The organism is Planctomycetaceae bacterium, assembly GCA_041398785.1.
Taxonomy (GTDB): Bacteria; Planctomycetota; Planctomycetia; order Planctomycetales; family Planctomycetaceae; genus JAWKUA01.
The window spans coordinates 495,807-513,773 of sequence record JAWKUA010000001.1; the positions used below are offsets into that span (position 1 = coordinate 495,807).

Sequence of the window (17,967 nt, forward strand, 5' to 3'; positions counted from 1 at the left end):
CGGGAGTCTTTCCGAAGCTGCCGACCGCACATTCCGGCTGCCAGGACGCAGGAACTGAGCACAACGACTGACTGAAGAATCGAAAGACCAGCCCCATGGGAAAGCCAACCGGCTTCAAGGAAATTACTCGACAGGTTCCCACCGAACGTGACCCGCTGCTGCGCATCCTGGACTGGAATGAGTTCCATGAGCACATGAGTGTCGATGCACTGCAGGCTCAGGGAGCCCGCTGTATGGACTGTGGCGTTCCGTTTTGCCATACGGGCGATCTTATGGCGAACATGGCGGCCGGCTGCCCGGTCAATAACCTGATTCCCGAATGGAATGATCTGGTGTATCGCGGGCGCTGGAAAGATGCCCTGCACCGCCTGCACAAGACCAATAACTTTCCGGAGTTCACCGGCCGCGTCTGCCCGGCGCCGTGCGAAGGCTCCTGCTGCCTTGCCGTGATCGAACCGGCAGTCACGATCAAGAACATCGAATGCGCAATTGTTGATTATGGTTTCGAGCAGGGCTGGATCGTTCCGGAACCGCCCGCCGTGCGTACCAAAAAAAAGGTCGCTGTCGTCGGTTCGGGGCCGGCGGGTCTGGCATGTGCCGCTCAGTTGAACAAGGCCGGCCACACCGTCACCGTTTACGAACGTGACGATCGGATCGGCGGACTGCTGATGTACGGCATTCCAAACATGAAGCTCGATAAACGCGAAGTCGTCGAACGCCGCGTCAGCCTGCTTAAGGAAGAAGGCATCACGTTCGTTCCGAACACAGAAATCGGCAGGGACATTCCGGCCGACAGGCTGAAGTCGGAGTTCGATGCCGTGGTCCTCGCCACCGGAGCTACTCGCCCCAGAGACCTGCCGGTTCCCGGTCGAGACCTCAGCGGTATTCACTTTGCCATGGAATTCCTGCGGCCGAATACCCGCAGCCTGCTGGATTCCAATCACGAAGACGGCCACTACATCACGGCCAAAGACAAGCACGTTGTTGTCATCGGCGGGGGCGATACCGGAACCGATTGTCTGGGGACGTCCGTGCGTCATGGCTGCCGGAGCATTGTGAACTTCGAAATTGTCGAACGTCCGCCCATGGAACGCCCGTCCAACAATCCGTGGCCGCAGTGGCCTCGCGTATTTCGAGTCGACTATGGGCACGCCGAAGCGGCCGCAAAGTTCGGCGATGATCCGCGGGAGTTCTGTGCTCAAACGCTGGAATTCATCGATGACGGCAACGGCCATGTGAAAGCCGTGAAAGCCTGCGAAGTCGACTGGCAGCACATCACCGAAGGCGGCCCGCCCTTCGTTCCGATTCCGGGAACAGAAAAGGAATACCCGGCCGATCTGGTGCTGCTGGCGATGGGATTCCTGGGACCGGAAAACGGCCCCGCGCAGCAACTGGGGATTGATATTCGTGAAGGCCGCGGCGGCATGTCGTGGTTCAAGGCTGAACACGAAAAGTACGCCACAAACGTTGAGAATGTCTTTGTGGCGGGTGACTGCCGTCGAGGTCAGAGTCTGGTTGTCTGGGCCATCAACGAAGGCCGCGGCTGCGCGCGTGAAGTCGACCGCTATCTGATGGGCGGCACCGACCTGCCGTGAATCTCGCCCCGTGAGTGAAAATCCCGCCTATCGCTGTGCCGCATCGCGCGGCAGGATTCAGTTCGTCTGCAACACGACAGTGACAGGGCCGGCGCCGAGGTTGACGAATGTGGGTTCCACCGGGTCGAGGTGTTCGGCTGCCGTCGGCGGTGTGTCTTCGGCAAGCACGGTTTCCACAAAGAATCGCAGCAGGTCGCGAATCCGGTTGTCGTCGACCTCTTCGATCAGAGCCTCCGCTCGTTCGCGGGACCGTTCAACCAGGGTTTCCGCTTTGGAGAACACGCCGCAGTCCTCAAAGACCCGACGAATGCGCTGCACGCGATCGAATTCCGGTTCGTCGTCAAATTCACCGGACAGGACATCCATCAGCGTGCGCCGCTGTGCCGTGTCCGCTTCCTTCAGGGCCAGTGCCAGCAGGACCGTCGGTCGCAGCGCAAGTGCGTCCTGACCGGCGAGCAGCTTGTTGTCGCTGTCCCCGCGCCCAGTCCTTCAGGTCATTCAACACGGAATCCAACACCGACATGGCGGCAGAAGGTCGAAACAAGACTGTCTTCCGCCAGTTCATGGTTCGCCAGCCGCAATCCGGCGTAAAGTGCTGACCTCAAACGCGGGCGATGTTTTCAAAGCGTAAATTTGCAGTGCATCCAGCGGGGTGATGCTCCAGTCAGGAGATTGCTGCCACGCCATTTCGGCTCCCTGACCGTCGCAGAGCCGGATATGCGCGTGGACATGCTGTTCAGGACATCCGCGGCGATCAGCGGATCGATCTCGCGTGCCGCGTGAATCAGTCGATAACCGAGCCCGATCAGGTAGTCTCCGATGTTGATCGCCTGTCGGTTCCGTGCTGACGATGCAGCGTATCGGTGCCGTATCGGAAGGCATCGCCATCCTGGATGTCGTCGTGGACCAGTGAGGCTTTATGGAACGCTTCGATTGCCATCGCCACGCGGGCGACGGCATCGGGAATATCCGGAGTTGAATCACCGGCCGCCAAAATCCCGGACTGGCCGGCCGCGTGCCATGCTGCCAGAGTAATGAACGGGCGAAATCGCTTGCCGCCGTTCTGCAGCCAGTCGAACGCCACAGACTCCGTGAAGGCCAGAGGTGACGCCGGCCGGCGCAGCTCCCGCGTTCGCAGGCGCGGCAGCAAGCGGTCGAAATCGTCCTCAAACATCCTCGCGGAGGCTCGCATCAGCGGAACGTAGCTGGTTGTTGGCCTTTCGGGCAGCGGTTCGTATTTGTCAAGCACGTCCCAGACCCAGCTTTCGTCCAGCGTCGTGTTCATGCAGTCGCCGGAATGCAGCGGCACGGCGTACGACGGAACTCCCGCAATCAAGACTTTGTCAATTGCCTTTTCCAGAACATTCAGGCAGGCGACTCCCAGGATTCCGTCGATGTATCCGGACACGATGATCTTCAGCACGACCGGCGAGCCCTCGGCCACCAGAACCTTGTAGCCCAACTGCTCGGCACGGACCTTGTAGTCAGCAATGGAACAGGCCCCGCAGCGTTCGCAATCCAAACCGAACTCGGTGTATTCCGCCGGGCAGCCTTCCGCGTGTTTCAGACAGTGCGGCAGCAGCAACATGCGGCGATCGAAGGGGATGGCAAGGAACTGCTGCTTCCAGAAGAAGTTCCCGATCAGCACCATGGCGAATCCAAGGAATTTCTCGGGAAGGTTCATTTGCTGCAGCAGCAACCTTCCGTGTTGTTCAAGCTCGTTCTTGTTGAAAGCCCGCGAACGTTCCAGGTTTTTTGCGTACTCCTCCGCGGCAAGCTTGACCTGTGTCCGCAGTTCCAGCGTTTCGGGGACGGCCTTCAGGTGGCTGGTGCTGCGGCGTGTCCCCTTGCGGCGCACGGGCTTCGGATCGTCGTCGAACGTTGCAGCGGACAGTTTTTCGGCGGGTATGATCGACACAGGTGACTCACTGTGGGACTTGAAATCTTCGCAGGCGGGAAATCTGTACTCGCGAGACGCAACACCGCTGACAGGAAAGAGGATTGAGAATTTCGAGCAATGTTGACGATTTTCCAGTGGCCGTTGCCTTTTAGTAGCTGCGGCGAATCCAGGCCAGCCGTCCGCAAAGACGGCAGAGTTTCAGGCAGTGCGGCAGAACCAGACCTTTGCGTCAGGCTGACGATTTCGAAATCAGCAGGCGAACGGTCCGGAATCTGGTCAATGCCGACTTGTTTGGTTCGACGACTTCAACGGGCAATCAGCTTCTGAACCGCCGTGCTCCTGAAGCCATCGTTTCAGGGCGGCGACCGTAAATATGATCGGGTAGAGCTTCTCAAAATACCAGAGTTTGGCGAAATAGAAACCGATCGGTGCGGGCCGGCCTGCAGTTCCGTCGGCGATTCGGTTCACCAGCCACTCGACACCTGGTCTCACGGTGTCCCCGGTTCCGTCGATTCCCGTCAGAACTTCCACGGCGAGGGCTGTTTCTTCAGTTGAACTTTGCAGTCCTCGTCTGCCGGACCAGCCACCGTCGTCGTTCTGATTTTCCACCAGCCAGGCAACGGCCTTGCGGGCGGTCGGGGACTGTTCCCGGCCGATGTCCTTCAGGGCCAGCAGCACTTTCGCCGTTCCGTAAAGCGGGTTTTCATCCCGAACGTTGTGCTGGTTCCCGAACCACAGCGGAAGCCAGCTTCCGTTGGCTGCCTGCTGCTGTTCAAGGAATCTCAGTCCGCGATCAATCGCCAGACCAGCGTCGCGATTCATGGCGGAAGGAATATCCGGAACGCGCGACTGCCACGCATGCAGGGCGCGAATCGCGTGCGCCGTCAGATCACACGAACTGCGGTCAAACGGCAGAGTTCCCCAGCCGGGACAAAACGTTGGCCAGCCGCCGTTGCGATTCTGCAGTCGTAGCAGCCATCCGACGGAACTCTCCAACGCGGCCAACTCTCTGTCTGTGAACTGTTCCGATGGATCCCGAAGATTCATCAGGGCCAGCATCGCTGAGGGAGTGTCATCACCGTCGGGAACTCCACCGGGCAGATCCGTCCACGACCACCCCCCCGCCGGAGAATTCGTGTAGGGATGAATGGTTTGATATTGCTGATTGAGCAGCCAGCGGCGGATGATCCCGCGTTCCGTTGCGTTCAGGTCCGAACCGTCAAGGCCCGTTGCGTCGACGTCCGTTGTCGAAGGTTCCGGCGTCAGTCCGCCGCGCAGTAACGGATTTCCGGACATAGCGTTGACACTGAGCGTGGTGACCCATGTCGCGAGATTGGTGTCAATCGGCCAGCTTCCGTCGGCCCGCACCGACGACTCGATGAAACTCAGGCATTTGACCGTGACAGGATGATCCAGTCGGCCACATCCCAGCAGGCTCATGCACACAAAACTGGTCAGCGGAGTTGCCTCCAGAAATCCGCCGTTGGAGGGCTGGATCGATTCCAGCACTTTCAGAGTTCTGTTGATGGACAGAGTCCGGATCAGCCACGTCAGGGGATTTCGGTGGCGGCGTTTCCGGAAAATCACGTGACCGATCGCGATCAGCGCCGGCAGCGCGTAGCTGACAACCGGCATTCTGACCGCGGCATACCAGCGAGCCGGAACGCACGCCAGTTCAAACGGAAGAGGAATCACGTGCTGCCAGTCGACAGTTCCCGCCAGAGCGCAATGTGTCAGAATCGGTACCGAAAACGTTCTGTCACGGCCATACCGTTTCAGGACCGCTTCCGCACCGCCCTGTTGCTGGACGTAGCTCTGTGAGCGGCTGACAGTTTCCGGGAAAGCTGCCGTCGCGCCGGCCGCATGGAAGACGGCATTCGCCAGCATCGTTGTGGAGATATTGCTGAGGCTCAAAACTGTATCGCCCCATCCGCCGTCCGAATTTTGGTGTTCCGCCAGCCACGCCAGACCGCCGTCAACAAGCTGCCGATAACGGACTGCGGCCTCGTCGCCGGGTCGCGTTTTCGCTGCGAGGTGAAGTGCCATCACAGCGGTCGCGGTCGACAAAGCGGATGTCGACAACTCTCCGGTCCACCACCCGTCAGAATTGCGCTGCGACAGAAGCAGCTCAACCGCTGATTGGCACGCGGTTTCAACGTCGCTGTCGCCCAACTTTTGCTCCGGCACAAGCAAGATTGCGAATCCTCGAAATGCTGCTGCCGTCGGCAGGCATGGAGCCAGCCGAGACACCTTCCCAGGCACCGGCCAGCGCCCGGCAGCGGGACCATTGTAGACGCCGCCTGCTGCGTGTCCGCCGCGACTGCGTGAATTTCTCGGGCCGGCAATCCATCGTGTGCGGCTACCGCTTTATCCGGTCGATCTCGGCTGGTTCGTTGATTCAACGGGTCCGGTTCGAGTAAAGTCTTTGGAATCTGCTGAAACTTCCCGCCCCAACTCTGAACAAGGTGTCATCATGCCGGACGTCAGTGCAGCCAATCGACGTGAATTCCTGACTCAGGCGACCACCGCCGCTGTTGCCGTCGGACTTTCCTCCCAGCTTTCCGCCGGATTTTATGCCGCCGGAAGTGATTCTCTGAAAGTCGGACTTGTTGGTTGTGGCGGTCGCGGCACAGGAGCTGCGTCGCAGGCATTGAATGCCGATTCCGGCGCGGAACTGGTTGCCATGGCGGATGCGTTCGACGACCAGCTTCAGCGGTCGCGAGCCGGGTTGCAGCGACAATTCAACAAGGACGGACAGCCGCCGCGCGTGAATGTTACCGATGACAACTGCTTCACTGGCTTCGACGCATTTCGGCGGGCAATCGACAAGAGTGATGTTGTCCTGCTGGCGTCAACACCGCACTTCAGGCCGCGGCATCTGAAAGCCGCCGTAGAAGCCGGAAAGCACGTATTCTGTGAAAAACCCGTCGCCGTTGACGCTCCCGGTCTCCGGTCCGTTATGGAGTCCGTTGAGCTTGCCAGAAAGAACAAGACATCGCTGGTCAGCGGACTTTGCTGGCGCTACGACTACGGCAAACGAGCGACCTTTGAACAGATCCACGGAGGTCTGATCGGCGACATCGTCTCCATGCAATGCAGCTACAACTCCACCGGCGTCTGGGATCCGCGCCGGACTCGTGATGAATGCAGCAGCGAAATGGAGTACCAACTTCGCAACTGGTACTACTACACATGGCTGTCCGGAGACTTCAATGTCGAACAGCACATTCACAGCCTTGACAAGATGCTGTGGGCCATGAAGGACGTTCCTCCGACACGTATCAGCGGAAGCGGCGGACGTCAGGTCAGAACGGATCCGCAATACGGCAACATCTACGATCACTTCAATGTCGTCTATGAATGGCAGGAATCCGTTGATACCGGTGCCGGAAAGACGGAATTGCGACCAGGCGTCAAGGCATTTGCCCGCTGTCGGCACTGGCCCAACTGTACCGTCGAGGTCGAAGACTTCATCGAGGGCACAAAGGGCCGAATCGATGTGATGAAGCACACCGCCTACGACCTTGAGGGCAATGAAATCTGGAAGTACGAAGGGCCGGAACCGTCGATGTATCAGGTTGAACACGACGAACTGTTCGCCAGCATTCGCGGGGGTAACCCGATCAACAACGGCGACTATATGTGCAAGAGCACAATGCTGGCCATCGCCGGACGAATGTCGGCCTACACCGGACAGTACCTGACATGGGATCAAGTCATGAATTCCACAGAGAACCTCAGTCCCGAGGAATACGCCTGGGGCGACATTCCCGTCCCGGAAGTTGCGATCCCGGGCAAGACAAAGTTTGTCTGAAATCGCTGGGGAATGCCGGTGGCAACCGCTTCCTGAATCTCCTCACAACCTCCTTCAAACTGACCGGCGATATCGGCCCGCGGAAGGCAAACTCCTGACGCCTCCACCGCATGCGTGCGCTACGATCGCAGCGAGTCATTGCTATCGGAATGAGCGTGTCGAATGCACGCTGTCAGGCACGGTCCATAGTGCAGCACCCACGTGCCGATGTTGCGATTTGCAACACGTTATTCGTTTGGTGGTCAAGGTTGAGACGGTCGCGCGGTACGCTGCGCGCTGATATTTTTTCGCAGGCTGCTTTTTTTTGGATTTTTATCGCATTGGTGCAGGTTCGCTGCGAAAACGACGTTTGGCTCATCTCTTTTTCGCTGACACGGAGCTGACCAAGAGCTTCGATCTTTCAGTGGCACGCGGATTGCAACAAAAGATGAGCACCTCCCGAATGACCACCATGCCCCGCCCCTCGTACTCGCCCACTGATTCCGGTTACCGATGTCTGTGTTCGGAAAACTATTCCGATGTACGTTCTGCCGTAACCAGCGGCTGGAGCCGGTTCGTTTTTTACTCCTGGGGATACCTGAAGCTGGTGATCGGCCTGCGTCCATACGAGTGTCCTCATTGCTTCACTGTGTACTATCGACCGATCGGGCTGATTAGGATGCTGCTGTGCCCGTATGACTCGCTGACCGGAAAACGGAAGGGTCGGCGTCGCGGCAAGGGTGATTCGGACAGTTGAAGTCTGCCGCTTTCGCGAGAAACGAATTGGCCGAAATGATGGGATTCGCCGGGTTGAAGATCTGCGACCGAACGTGATACTTCAGTCGTCGTTTGGCCGCGAATGCTGTCGCCAATGCCACGACGTTTTCCTGTACCGCGTCCTGAAGTCCCTTGCATGTCCGAATTGCAGATCGTTCCGTTTCCTCATCCGGCGCTGCGCTGGAAGTCCCGCGAGGTTGTGCGTATTGACTCGCAGCTTAAATGCTGGGTTGAACGAATGTTCGACCTGATGTACGAGGCAAAGGGAATCGGTCTGGCCGCAAATCAGGTCGCACTGCCCTTTCGGCTGTTCGTCATCAATCCCAGCGCGGATCCGGAGTTGAAGGACGAGGAAATGGTCTTTCTGAACCCGGAGATCGTGCGCCGCAACGGCAGCGAAGAATCGGAAGAGGGTTGTCTGAGTCTGCCGGAGATCTATGGTCCTGTCACTCGCGCTGAACGAATCCTGGTGGACGCCTTTGATCTCCGAGGGCAGTCATTTCAGGTTGAGCTCGCGGGACTGCCTGCGCGCGTCGTGCAGCACGAAAACGACCATCTGGACGGCGTAATGTTTACAGACCGCGTGGCGCCCGAAGTGTTGCAGAACCTGCAGCCGCTCGTGGATGATCTCGTCGCGCAGTTTCGACAGCAGCAGGCATCGGGCGAGATTGCTGGCGATGAGGAATTGACGAAAGCGCTGAAGAAGCTGCAGGATGATCGGACGGCATGAGTTCGCGTTGCGGCGCTCCGGAATGCGGTTCGAGTCCATACTGATCGCGGACACTGCCGAAGCTGGCCGGCGGCGCGTCGCTGAAGTACACGTAGTTGCGGATCAGCCATGCCAGCCGCAAATCGTTGTAGTATCCCGGCCAGAGGTGTGTGTACCCGATGTTGCCGGCGACGTCGTAGTCAATCACCTTTCCGGACCATGCCTGCAGGCGACCTCGGTCTCGGTTGCTGAGTCCTCTCGCTCCAAGGGCGTACGACGAAAACAGACAGCGCATCGGATAGACATGCAACGCCGGATCGCGGGGATTGTGGAGATTCAGCAGGCATTCTGTACTGCACAGGGCCAGTCCGTACCGCTGCCCCGGATTCAGCCAGTGGTGGTCGATCGCCGATGCGGCAAACACAGTACGAATTCTACGACCTGTCGCGCGGGACCACGGATGCACGAGTTCCTGAACCTGCCCGCCTGCCATCAGGTGCAGTGCTGACGCAATCACGCGTGTTCCGTGGCTGTGTCCGATCAGGCAGATCGGACATTCCTGCGGGATGTAACGAATCAGGTCGGCAACGTAATAGCCATTGCGTCCCGCCTGCCGCCCCAGAAGATTCACATCGACGGGCACCAGGGCGGACGCCAGCGGTCTGTCGCTCGGCCAGGTCAGGTAAATCATCTGCATATCCTGCCCGCCGGATGCGCTGCGCAGCCAGTTCCAGGTACAGCGAGACTCCTGACAGATGTCCTCCCAGCCGACAAAGCTGCCATGGACCATGATGCAGACCGGAATCCCCGGACGAAGGCTTTGGCAAAGTCCCGCAAAACTGGCAGACCGAAATCCGCCGCATTCGGAATACTGAGTCACGGCAGGATTGAACCGCGGAAGTCCTTCCACAGAACGCTGCGGAGACCTGTGAGTGCTGACGATCCAGTAACCCCGACATTCGACACCAGGCGAATCGGGAAACGGCCTCTCAACGACGGTTGCGGGCGACCCGGCCGGGATCTCAATCGGCGGAAGTTCGCTTCCCGGGTGCTGCGGAACCGGCGCGGGGACATAGTCCGGGACGATGACGTCCGGGGCGAAATATTCCTGCCCGACGACTGTGCTGGTGATGATCCCGCCCGGAAAGCCGCAGCAAAGGATCAGCAGACAGATTCGCAGAAGGCTTCCGGCTCGTCGCAGGACGCTGAAATTCCAAGCGGACGAAACAATTGGCATAACCAGCCCCGTGATACACGATGTTGGTTCCGTCCCTGGCAATCATAGCGGCGATCAAGCGCGTGCGGCTCCGACAGGCACATGGCGCAGGAAAATGGACAATGTTTCACTCTCATCGGTCGACACACGCTGCGGAACTGGCAAATTCTGCCGAACGTCGGAGCATGACGCTGATGCAGGGTGTGCGGGTTTTTTGCCGCTGAGGAACTGGGACGTCAGATCGCCCCCCGGAGCGCTATTCCGAATCTTTCGACCGGGTTCCAAAAACGAGTTCGAGTTCCTGCGATTCCCGCAGGCGTCTCGACCGCAGAGTGATGGTATCCCTGACCAGCCGCTTTGCTCCCGGCACTTCAATGACAAGCTGGACCTTGCCGCCGGAGACGGAAACTCGCTGGCTTTCGCCGGTAATCCGCTCACGCCCGTCGTCGCCGACGACAGACGACACTGTGTTTCGGTGATAGGGCAGCGATTGCTCGTAGCCGTCGGTACCGCGAACACTTGAGCCTCTCAGATCGCTCAGCCGATATTGCCGAACGTCACTGGGAAGCCGAATCTCAATGATGATCAGATACTTCTCCAGCGCCGCAGGTCTTTCCGGCTCCGTCCACGCGGTAAAGCTTCCCTTTGTGACCGCCAGGCCTGACTCCGGTACCTGAAAGAACAGACCGTTGCCGGCATCCGATTCGTTTCCTGCGAACGAAACCAGTGCGTCGGTCGAGACGGTATCGACGAGGCCGTTTTCAACAGCCTTCAGGTGGCTGGCGACCTGTTGAACATTGGACTCCTGCTGTTCCATCCCCGTGGACAGGTCAGGAACCACTTCAAATCTTGGCGCCTCGCCGTCAATCGTCACGTCGTCCAGGCTGGCCCGAATTGGCACCGATGCATCAAAGTGATCTCTCAGGAGGTCCGCGCTCAGCAGCCAGAAAACGGATGCCACCGCGGCATACGCGACGCAATGCATCAGCAAAGACAGGTACCAGCCCGCCGCCGTCAGACTGGTCATTGCAGCGCGGACCGGGCCGATTCGGGCGGGAGGCACGTGTTGATTCGAATCAGAACCAGCCGGGGAACCGACATCCGCCAGACTTACAGCACCGCGCAGATCGGCAGGTTCTGCCGGTTCACATGCGTCGAGTTGGAGATTTGCCAGCGACATTTACGCAGTGTCTATCCAATTCCGGTTTCTGAGCTGAGTCCATCGCTTCGTAGACGGTGTCTGAGATTTCCGGTGACGAGTCGCGCGGGTCGGCGAAACGGACCAACCCGCCAAACAGGGAAGGTCCGTGGTTCTGCGAAAAAATCCGTTCCAGGCCGGATTTCCGGAGCGAATCAGCGGGAAAACTGTGATCTGTCGATCGCTGAAGATCTCGTGGTATTGATGAATTCGAAGTTGAAGACCATTCTACGGCTTTATCGGTCGGCAGTCTCTGTTCATCCCGGCAGGCTGGCAGGATACGTCGAATTTGGTGGACGCTGCCTCGCCCGCGTTGCGGAAACTGTCGTCAAACTGCGTCGGGACAGTCTGGACGGGCGACAATGCTGCGACTGAAACACAGCCTCCCAGTTTAGCCAGGCAGGACAATCGGGGCTGTTTTGATGATCGTCTGCCTGGTTCCCGGCTGGTCCACAAATCGTTCAGATCGAGTGGTCGATCTACTGACGGCGGACTGAAGTGCGATATCATGCGCTGCTTTCGCAAGAAACCTCACGCGGATTCATCGTGTCAGGACCAACGTGGCTGATTCACGGACGAAGATTTTTCTGGAAAAGCGTGACCCCTGGGGGCACGGCGTTGCGCTGTGGATTATCGCCGCGGTTGCGCTTCTGTTGCCGCTGACGATCTGGAGCCTGGGGCACATACGTCTGCACAACGATGTCGCAGGCTGGCTGCCGAAGAACGATCCGCAATCCAGAATTCTGTCGTGGTACCAGCGGCAGTTCCCGTCGGAAGATCGGATTCTTGTGTCCTGGGATACGGCGTCGCTGACCGACCCGCGTCTGCAGAAGTTTGCTGAGGAACTTGCAGGCCGCACGCTTCCTTCAGGCCGGACTGAAGGCGGTTCGCCGCTGATCGAAGATGTCGTCCTGCCCCAGGACTTGATTTCCCGGATGCTTGACCGGGACGTTGCGGCAGAAACGGCCGTTCGACGAATTGAAGGCGTTCTTACAGGCCTGGGACCTCTGCAGATACGCCTCACGGACGCAGGCCGCATGCGCGGCGAGTATATGCAGACGGAGATCCTGCACCTGGCGCGCGAGGAATTCGGGCTGGAGGCGTCATTCGTCAGCCGCACGATGCCGCTGCCTTCGTCCGCCGGGCTGGAACTGGAAGATTCGAAAGCCTGGAAGCTGCACGACTCACTGACGGAATACGTACAGTCGCAGCCACTGCACGATCTGCAGTTAACGTGGCCGCAAATACACTCTCAGCCGGAAACCCTGACGGCGTTCCGTAAGGCACTGCTGCAGCTTTCCGCTCCTGCTTCGGGCACGCAAACGTCCGGCAAGACCTGCGTCGAAGATGCGTTTTTCGTCTCCGGGTCGATGGCGGCGGTGGCCGTTGTCCTGTCGGAATCCGGCGGAGCTGACCGGGATGCCGCGATCAATGCCATTCGTTCTGCTGCAGTTGCGGCCGGTGTCGACGACGCGGAGCTGCACCTTGGCGGTCAGCCCGTGGCAAGCGTCGCACTGAACCAGGCCGTCAGGCGCGCGGGGTGGAATCCGGCCTTTTCCATCTGGAACGTCCCTCAGCGTTCCCCCATGCTGCTTTCAGCAATCGTTGTGATCGTGACGTCGTTCCTGATGCTGCGCAGCGTTCGATTGGCAATTCTGGTTCAGGTTGTTGCACTAATTGCTGTGGCCGTTTCGGTATCACTTGTCCCCCTGACGGGCGGCACCCTGAATATGGTGCTGGTCGTGATGCCCACGCTGCTGGCCGTCCTTACGACTTCGGCGGCGATTCATCTGGCCAACTACTGGAAGCACTCGGCGGTCGCGGATCCGTCGCGATCCGTGTTCCGAGCCGCAAAGACTGCCTGGTTGCCATGCGCGCTTGCCAGCGCGACAACTGCAATTGGACTGGCATCGCTGCTCGCCAGCAACCTGGTTCCGGTTCGCGATTTCGGAATCTATTCCGCGGCGGGCTGCGTCATTTCATTCCTGCTGGTGCTGTATTTTCTTCCGGCACTCATGCTTTACTGGCCCAAGGCACCGCCGCCGGAATCCGAATTGCGGACCGGGCACTGGAATATTCTGGGGCACTGGATTGTCCGACATCGCCACGCGGTTGCCATCTGGTGTGTCGTGTCGACCGTTGCATGCGGCTACGGACTGGTTCACTTTCGGACTGAAACGAAGGTGATCCGATATTTTCCCACGGACTCACGGCTGGTTCAGGACTACGCCTACCTTGAGGACAATCTGTCCGGCGTTGTCTCGATTGACACGATCGTCAGGTTTGATCGTCAGACCCAGGACGAAGTGTCGTTCATTGAGCGTGCTCGCAAGGTGATGGAAATTCAGCAGGACATTCGTCAACACGCGGAAGTCAGCGGCGTTCTTTCACTGGCGTCGTTCCTTGATTTGCGACAGCCGGATGTCGAAAATATGTCGGCGCTGCAGCGAATGAAGCTGAACAAATCGCAAAACGAAATGGGTCGACGGATTCACGAACGGGTGGCCGCCGGCGGTGCCGAAGCGGAAGGAATCTCTTCCTTCATCGCCATTCCCCGCGAAGCAACCGACCTGACGGTACCGGGAGACCACGGGCTGAATGCAGCCGGCGATGAACTCTGGCGAATCACCGCGCAAACGGCCATCATGTCGGATGCCAACTATTCTCAGTTGACCGCCGACATGGACCGCATTGCCAGTCGGCACCTGTCGCTGGTCGGAAGCCCGGGCACCGGTCATGTCGTGACCGGACTGATTCCCGTGTTTCTCAGGACTCAACAGGCCGTTCTGGAAAGTCTGATCCGCAGTTTCGGGATGGCGTTCGTGCTGATTGCCGTCGTGATGATGGTCGTGCTGAAGAGTCCCCGTGCGGGCGTCGTCACCATGCTGCCGAACCTGATGCCTGTGGTGATGGTGTTCGGCCTGCTCTCGTGGGCCGGACTGCGAGTGGATATGGGCACAATGATCACTGCGTCTGTGGCGCTGGGTATCGCGGTTGACGGAACACTGCATCTGCTGACATGGTTTCAGGAACTTGTCAAGCGCGGACGTTCCGTCCCGGACGCTGTCGCTGAAGCTCTGGAAAACTGCGGACCGGCGATGTGGCAAACCAGCGCGGCGATCGGGCTGGGGATGCTGACACTGCTGGGGGCGGAGTTGCTGCTCATCAGCCGGTTTGGCTGGATGCTGGCTGCTCTGATTTTCGCAGCGCTGGCGGCGGACGTCATCTTTCTGCCGGCACTGCTGGCCGGACCGCTGGGATACATTATTCAGAAAAGCGTGACCGCCACACCCGAACCTGCAGAAGCGCCGGCGGCGGGAAATGATGCGACGCTGACAGCCGAGGTCGATGATTCCGTCGAAGGGATCTGTATTTCCGGCACGCAGAGCCAACGGTCTCCGCGAGGCGCGGGGTCGCGACCGGACCTTCGCCCGCATCTGGACGAAATCAGTTCGGTGCGCGGCGGTCGATCGCTGGACCGTACCGCGACTCCGGGAATTGACGACTGATGGCCGACTATGTGGAACCTCTGGGGAAGCGGATTCTGATCCGCAAAGACGAAGCTCGACAGGAAACTCGCGGCGGCATCGTTCTTCCTGATACGTCAGAGATTCCCACGATCACCGGGCGTGTCGTTGAAATCAGCGTCCAGATTGACCGGGACGAAGACTTCCCGATTCGCAAGTACGACCGCGTTCTGTTCCATCCGAAGAACGCCATCCCGGTGGATTTTGAGCCGGACAATCTGCTTTATGTCGTACCCGTGGAAGACGTCGTTGCCGTCTTTCGTCGCGCCGAGAAACGTGATTCGCAACAGCGAGCAGACGAATCGCGCGAGGATAACGGGACCGCAGGTACAGCCGACGACTAGCCGGCAGCCGTCTGCTAAAGTGCGGTTGACGTCGCTTTCGGCCGTCCTGCCACCAGTGCTCCCGGAGCCTTCATGATTCGTCGCTTTCTCCGGAATTATCTGCCAAGACATCGCAATCGCGCGAATCAGTGTCTTCATGCCATCGGTGTTCCTTTGACATTCATTGGCACACCGGTCTGTCTTGCTGCGGGAAAGCCCTGGTACGCCGCGATCGGTTGTTTCGTTGGTGGCTATGTTTTGCAGTGTGCCGGTCATGCGATTGAAGGCAATGATGCCGGTGAGGTTGTCTTTCTGAAGAAGCTGCTCGGTTTGCCCTATGCCGAGTATGGTCCGGGGGCCAATCCTTCAAGCCTCTCGAAAGGCGACGACGATACGAGTGCTGACTCCGCGCAGTGAAACGCGCGCAGCTTAGTTGAGTTCCTCAGGACTGTCGCGTATCTGATGGTGCAGAGACGCGACGTCGGGCCGGCACTCAACCGTCATTCCGCCGGGTCGGCTGCATTGAGGCCGCCGATATCACGCCGAATTGACGAACTTATCATCGCACCGACACATTGCGGCAGGGACGTCACATGCGGCAGCCAACTTCAGATCAGTCTCCGGTCGCTGACAGCAACCTGTGCCGCCGCACAGAACGGCTGCTGTCGGCCTGCTTCGGCAGTCTTCATCGCGGCTGCCGCGCCTTCATCGCGAAATGGCTGTCGGGCGTTCCGCAGATTGCACTGGCATCGATGTTGGTGCTCAGCGGCTGTTCCACCACGGAAAAGACTCCGCTGAATGACCTGCAGTGGCACGACGACATCAAGGGAATCTCGTACCACCGAAACCGCTCTTCCGCGATTGAATACGCCTGTCTTGACAATGAGACCGCGGAGTCCGTTCGCGTCAGCGAAGAACCCAGGAACCTTCAAAGACGAGCCGAAGACCGTCCTCGCGAAATCACGCTGAATGAAGCCATCCGAATCGCGCTGTCGCACAACGAAGTGGTCGAATCCAGTGCTCTGGGAGGCGTCGGCGCCAAGGCAGTCCTGACCAACCCCACAGGCATTGCTTCTGTCTATGACCCGGGATTCAGGAATCCGGAGTTTTGTTCGGTCGCCGGGGTCTGGAAGCCGCGCTTCAGATTTCGACGCCACGTTCAATACGTCGATGACGTGGGGACGATCGGATGCTGTTTCGAATCCGTCGTTCACCGGAAATCCGACCAGCAGTGAAACAGCCGCGTTTCAGACCGGTGTCGCCAAGCAGTTCGCCAACGGTGGTTCGCTGAGTGTTTCGCACAACTGGAACTATCTGGGGACGAATTCTCCCGGAACACTGCTGGGATCGGCGTATACGGGAACGCTTGGCGTCGACTATCGCCTGCCGCTGCTGCAGGGCAGTGGCGTGGACTACACGCGAATCGCCGGTCCTGCCAGGCCCGGCTTCGGCGGCATCACCGGGGTCAGCCAGGGTGTTGTGATCGCAAGGATCAATCAGGACATCACTGTCGCCGACTTCGAAATCGCAGTCCGCAACGGTATCCGGGACATCGAAAACGCGTACTGGGATCTGTACCTGGCCTATCGTTCCTACGACACGGCCACCGTTGCTCACCAAAGCGCCTACCAGACCTGGCGGGAATCGCAGGACCGGCTGGAAGTCGGCGTGCTGAAGCCCGCTGACGAACTGCAGGCTCGCGACCGTCTGTACGAAACCAAGGCCGGCGTCGAAACTTCGCTTAATCAGCTTTACCAGGCGGAAGCCGAACTGCGGCGGCTGGTCGGTATGCCGATGAACGACGGCATGGTTCTGGTACCGGTGGACGAACCTTCGATCGCGGAACTCGTTCCCGACTGGCGCATGTCGCTGACCGAGGCACTGACGTACCGCACGGAATTGCGCCGGCAGAAATGGAACATCAAGTCGCTGCAGCTCCAGCTTCAGGCAGCGCGAAGCCTGGTGCGACCTCAGTTTGATATGCTCGCCGGGTACGACATGAACGCGTACGGCGATCGTCTGCTGGGGAACACGGGAGCCGTCTCCGCGACGGGCAGTCCGATTCGCAGCGGCTACGACTCGCTGATTAACCAGGGTCTGGGTACCTGGTATATGGGCTTTCAGTTCCAGATTCCGCTGGGATACCGCTTCACGCGAGCCCAGGTGCGCAGCTATGAACTGCAGGTCGCGAAGGCCACCGCTGTGCTGGCGTCGCAGGAACGAAACATCGCTCACGATGTCGCAACCTCCATTCAGGACGTCACGGCATCCTACACGGCGGCTCAATCCAACCTGAACCGGCTTAAGGCAGCCTCACGGCGCGTCGAATTGCTCGAAACCGAACGCGAAGTCGGTACATCAACGCTGGACCTGGTGCTTCGGGCACAGGCCAGTGTCGCCGCTGCGGAGAGTTCTTACTACCAGCAGCTTGTGAACTACAACAAAGCGATCGTCAGCCTGAATCTGGCGAAGGGGACTCTGCTGGAGCAAAACGGCATCTACCTGTCAGAAGGCCAGTGGGATGCGGAAGCGTACTGCGACGCACAGATGCGAGCTGCTGAACGGACACACGCCAAGCCGAATCCGCACCTGCAGACACATCCGCCGGAATTTGTGTCACCCGGTCCCGCAGGTACCATCGAACTGCGGCCGTCAACGGCACCGATGAGCTACGAATCCGCGCCGCCGGAAAGTCAGACGCCGGTCGACGCCACTGACGACGCAGGCGATGACAACAACAGTGACTCCCGTGTAAAAGACAAACCAGACGAAATGGCCGACGACGTGACATTGCCGTCACCGGACGCTTCATCGGAATCAGACTACGAATAGTCGGTGTCCGACATCCTCGCCGGATGACGCATGATCAGGTCGGTGTGCAGACACGGAGCACAGCATCGACACGGCGACATAGCACGGCACCGCTTTG

The 17,967-nt window shown here is 59.1% G+C and carries 13 protein-coding genes; 9 read left to right on the plus strand and 4 right to left on the minus strand.

Annotated elements, in window-relative coordinates; translation table 11 throughout:
- The first annotated feature begins 95 nt into the window (after positions 1-95).
- Positions 96-1,595, plus strand: coding sequence for a glutamate synthase subunit beta (locus R3C19_01890; GenBank protein MEZ6059091.1), 1,500 nt, complete (start codon positions 96-98; stop codon positions 1,593-1,595).
- A 57-nt stretch (positions 1,596-1,652) separates the two neighbouring features.
- Here R3C19_01890 and R3C19_01895 read toward each other — a convergent pair whose 3' ends face one another.
- The 3 genes from R3C19_01895 to R3C19_01905 all read right to left on the minus strand — a co-directional run bounded on the left by R3C19_01895 (position 1,653) and on the right by R3C19_01905 (position 5,757).
- Positions 1,653-1,961 carry a hypothetical protein gene (locus tag R3C19_01895; protein MEZ6059092.1) on the minus strand — a complete coding sequence of 103 codons (309 nt, stop codon included), beginning with the start codon at positions 1,959-1,961 and terminating at the stop codon, positions 1,653-1,655.
- A 439-nt stretch (positions 1,962-2,400) separates the two neighbouring features.
- A complete protein-coding gene (locus R3C19_01900; protein ID MEZ6059093.1) occupies positions 2,401-3,513 on the minus strand; it encodes a DUF116 domain-containing protein in 1,113 nt (370 codons plus the stop codon).
- A 258-nt stretch (positions 3,514-3,771) separates the two neighbouring features.
- Entirely contained in the window at positions 3,772-5,757 is a 1,986-nt protein-coding gene (locus R3C19_01905) for a prenyltransferase/squalene oxidase repeat-containing protein (protein ID MEZ6059094.1), read from the minus strand.
- Positions 5,758-5,968: 211 nt separating this feature from the next.
- On the opposite strand from R3C19_01905, the gene R3C19_01910 reads away from it, so the two are divergent.
- The 3 genes from R3C19_01910 (at position 5,969) to def (ending at position 8,795) form a co-directional block, all read left to right on the plus strand.
- A complete protein-coding gene (locus tag R3C19_01910; protein MEZ6059095.1) occupies positions 5,969-7,309 on the plus strand; it encodes a Gfo/Idh/MocA family oxidoreductase in 1,341 nt (446 codons plus the stop codon).
- 451 nt (positions 7,310-7,760) lie between these two features.
- On the plus strand, positions 7,761-8,045 hold the full coding sequence (locus tag R3C19_01915; GenBank protein ID MEZ6059096.1) for a hypothetical protein: 285 nt from the start codon (positions 7,761-7,763) through the stop codon (positions 8,043-8,045).
- Between the two features lie 156 nt (positions 8,046-8,201).
- Entirely contained in the window at positions 8,202-8,795 is a 594-nt protein-coding gene (gene def / locus R3C19_01920; protein ID MEZ6059097.1) for a peptide deformylase, read from the plus strand.
- Positions 8,796-10,246: 1,451 nt separating this feature from the next.
- Here def and R3C19_01925 read toward each other — a convergent pair.
- A complete protein-coding gene (locus R3C19_01925) occupies positions 10,247-11,017 on the minus strand; it encodes a hypothetical protein (GenBank protein ID MEZ6059098.1) in 771 nt (256 codons plus the stop codon).
- A gap of 731 nt (positions 11,018-11,748) precedes the next feature.
- Here R3C19_01925 and R3C19_01930 point away from each other — a divergent pair.
- From R3C19_01930 to R3C19_01950, 5 genes are all read left to right on the plus strand, one after another.
- Positions 11,749-14,697 carry an MMPL family transporter gene (locus R3C19_01930; GenBank protein MEZ6059099.1) on the plus strand — a complete coding sequence of 983 codons (2,949 nt, stop codon included), beginning with the start codon at positions 11,749-11,751 and terminating at the stop codon, positions 14,695-14,697.
- Entirely contained in the window at positions 14,697-15,059 is a 363-nt protein-coding gene (locus R3C19_01935; protein MEZ6059100.1) for a co-chaperone GroES, read from the plus strand. The genes R3C19_01930 and R3C19_01935 overlap by 1 nt, the downstream gene beginning before the upstream one ends.
- 72 nt (positions 15,060-15,131) lie before the next feature.
- Positions 15,132-15,455, plus strand: a complete 324-nt coding sequence (locus R3C19_01940) for an Mpo1-like protein (GenBank protein ID MEZ6059101.1) — start codon at positions 15,132-15,134, stop codon at positions 15,453-15,455.
- Between the two features lie 176 nt (positions 15,456-15,631).
- On the plus strand, positions 15,632-16,273 hold the full coding sequence (locus R3C19_01945; GenBank protein MEZ6059102.1) for a hypothetical protein: 642 nt from the start codon (positions 15,632-15,634) through the stop codon (positions 16,271-16,273).
- Positions 16,209-17,870 carry a TolC family protein gene (locus R3C19_01950; protein MEZ6059103.1) on the plus strand — a complete coding sequence of 554 codons (1,662 nt, stop codon included), beginning with the start codon at positions 16,209-16,211 and terminating at the stop codon, positions 17,868-17,870. The genes R3C19_01945 and R3C19_01950 overlap by 65 nt, the downstream gene beginning before the upstream one ends.
- Positions 17,871-17,967 lie beyond the last annotated feature (97 nt).

What these genes read in the sequence shown, in the direction of transcription:
- R3C19_01890 (MEZ6059091.1), top strand. Translation starts at nt 96, where the DNA reads ATGGGAAAGCCAACCGGCTTCAAGGAAATTACTCGACAGGTTCCCACC.
- R3C19_01895 (MEZ6059092.1), bottom strand. Translation starts at nt 1,961, where the DNA reads ATGGATGTCCTGTCCGGTGAATTTGACGACGAACCGGAATTCGATCGC.
- R3C19_01910 (MEZ6059095.1), top strand. Translation starts at nt 5,969, where the DNA reads ATGCCGGACGTCAGTGCAGCCAATCGACGTGAATTCCTGACTCAGGCG.
- R3C19_01915 (MEZ6059096.1), top strand. Translation starts at nt 7,761, where the DNA reads ATGCCCCGCCCCTCGTACTCGCCCACTGATTCCGGTTACCGATGTCTG.
- def (MEZ6059097.1), top strand. Translation starts at nt 8,202, where the DNA reads ATGTCCGAATTGCAGATCGTTCCGTTTCCTCATCCGGCGCTGCGCTGG.
- R3C19_01925 (MEZ6059098.1), bottom strand. Translation starts at nt 11,017, where the DNA reads ATGACCAGTCTGACGGCGGCGGGCTGGTACCTGTCTTTGCTGATGCAT.
- R3C19_01935 (MEZ6059100.1), top strand. Translation starts at nt 14,697, where the DNA reads ATGGCCGACTATGTGGAACCTCTGGGGAAGCGGATTCTGATCCGCAAA.
- R3C19_01940 (MEZ6059101.1), top strand. Translation starts at nt 15,132, where the DNA reads ATGATTCGTCGCTTTCTCCGGAATTATCTGCCAAGACATCGCAATCGC.
- R3C19_01945 (MEZ6059102.1), top strand. Translation starts at nt 15,632, where the DNA reads ATGCGGCAGCCAACTTCAGATCAGTCTCCGGTCGCTGACAGCAACCTG.
- R3C19_01950 (MEZ6059103.1), top strand. Translation starts at nt 16,209, where the DNA reads ATGACGTGGGGACGATCGGATGCTGTTTCGAATCCGTCGTTCACCGGA.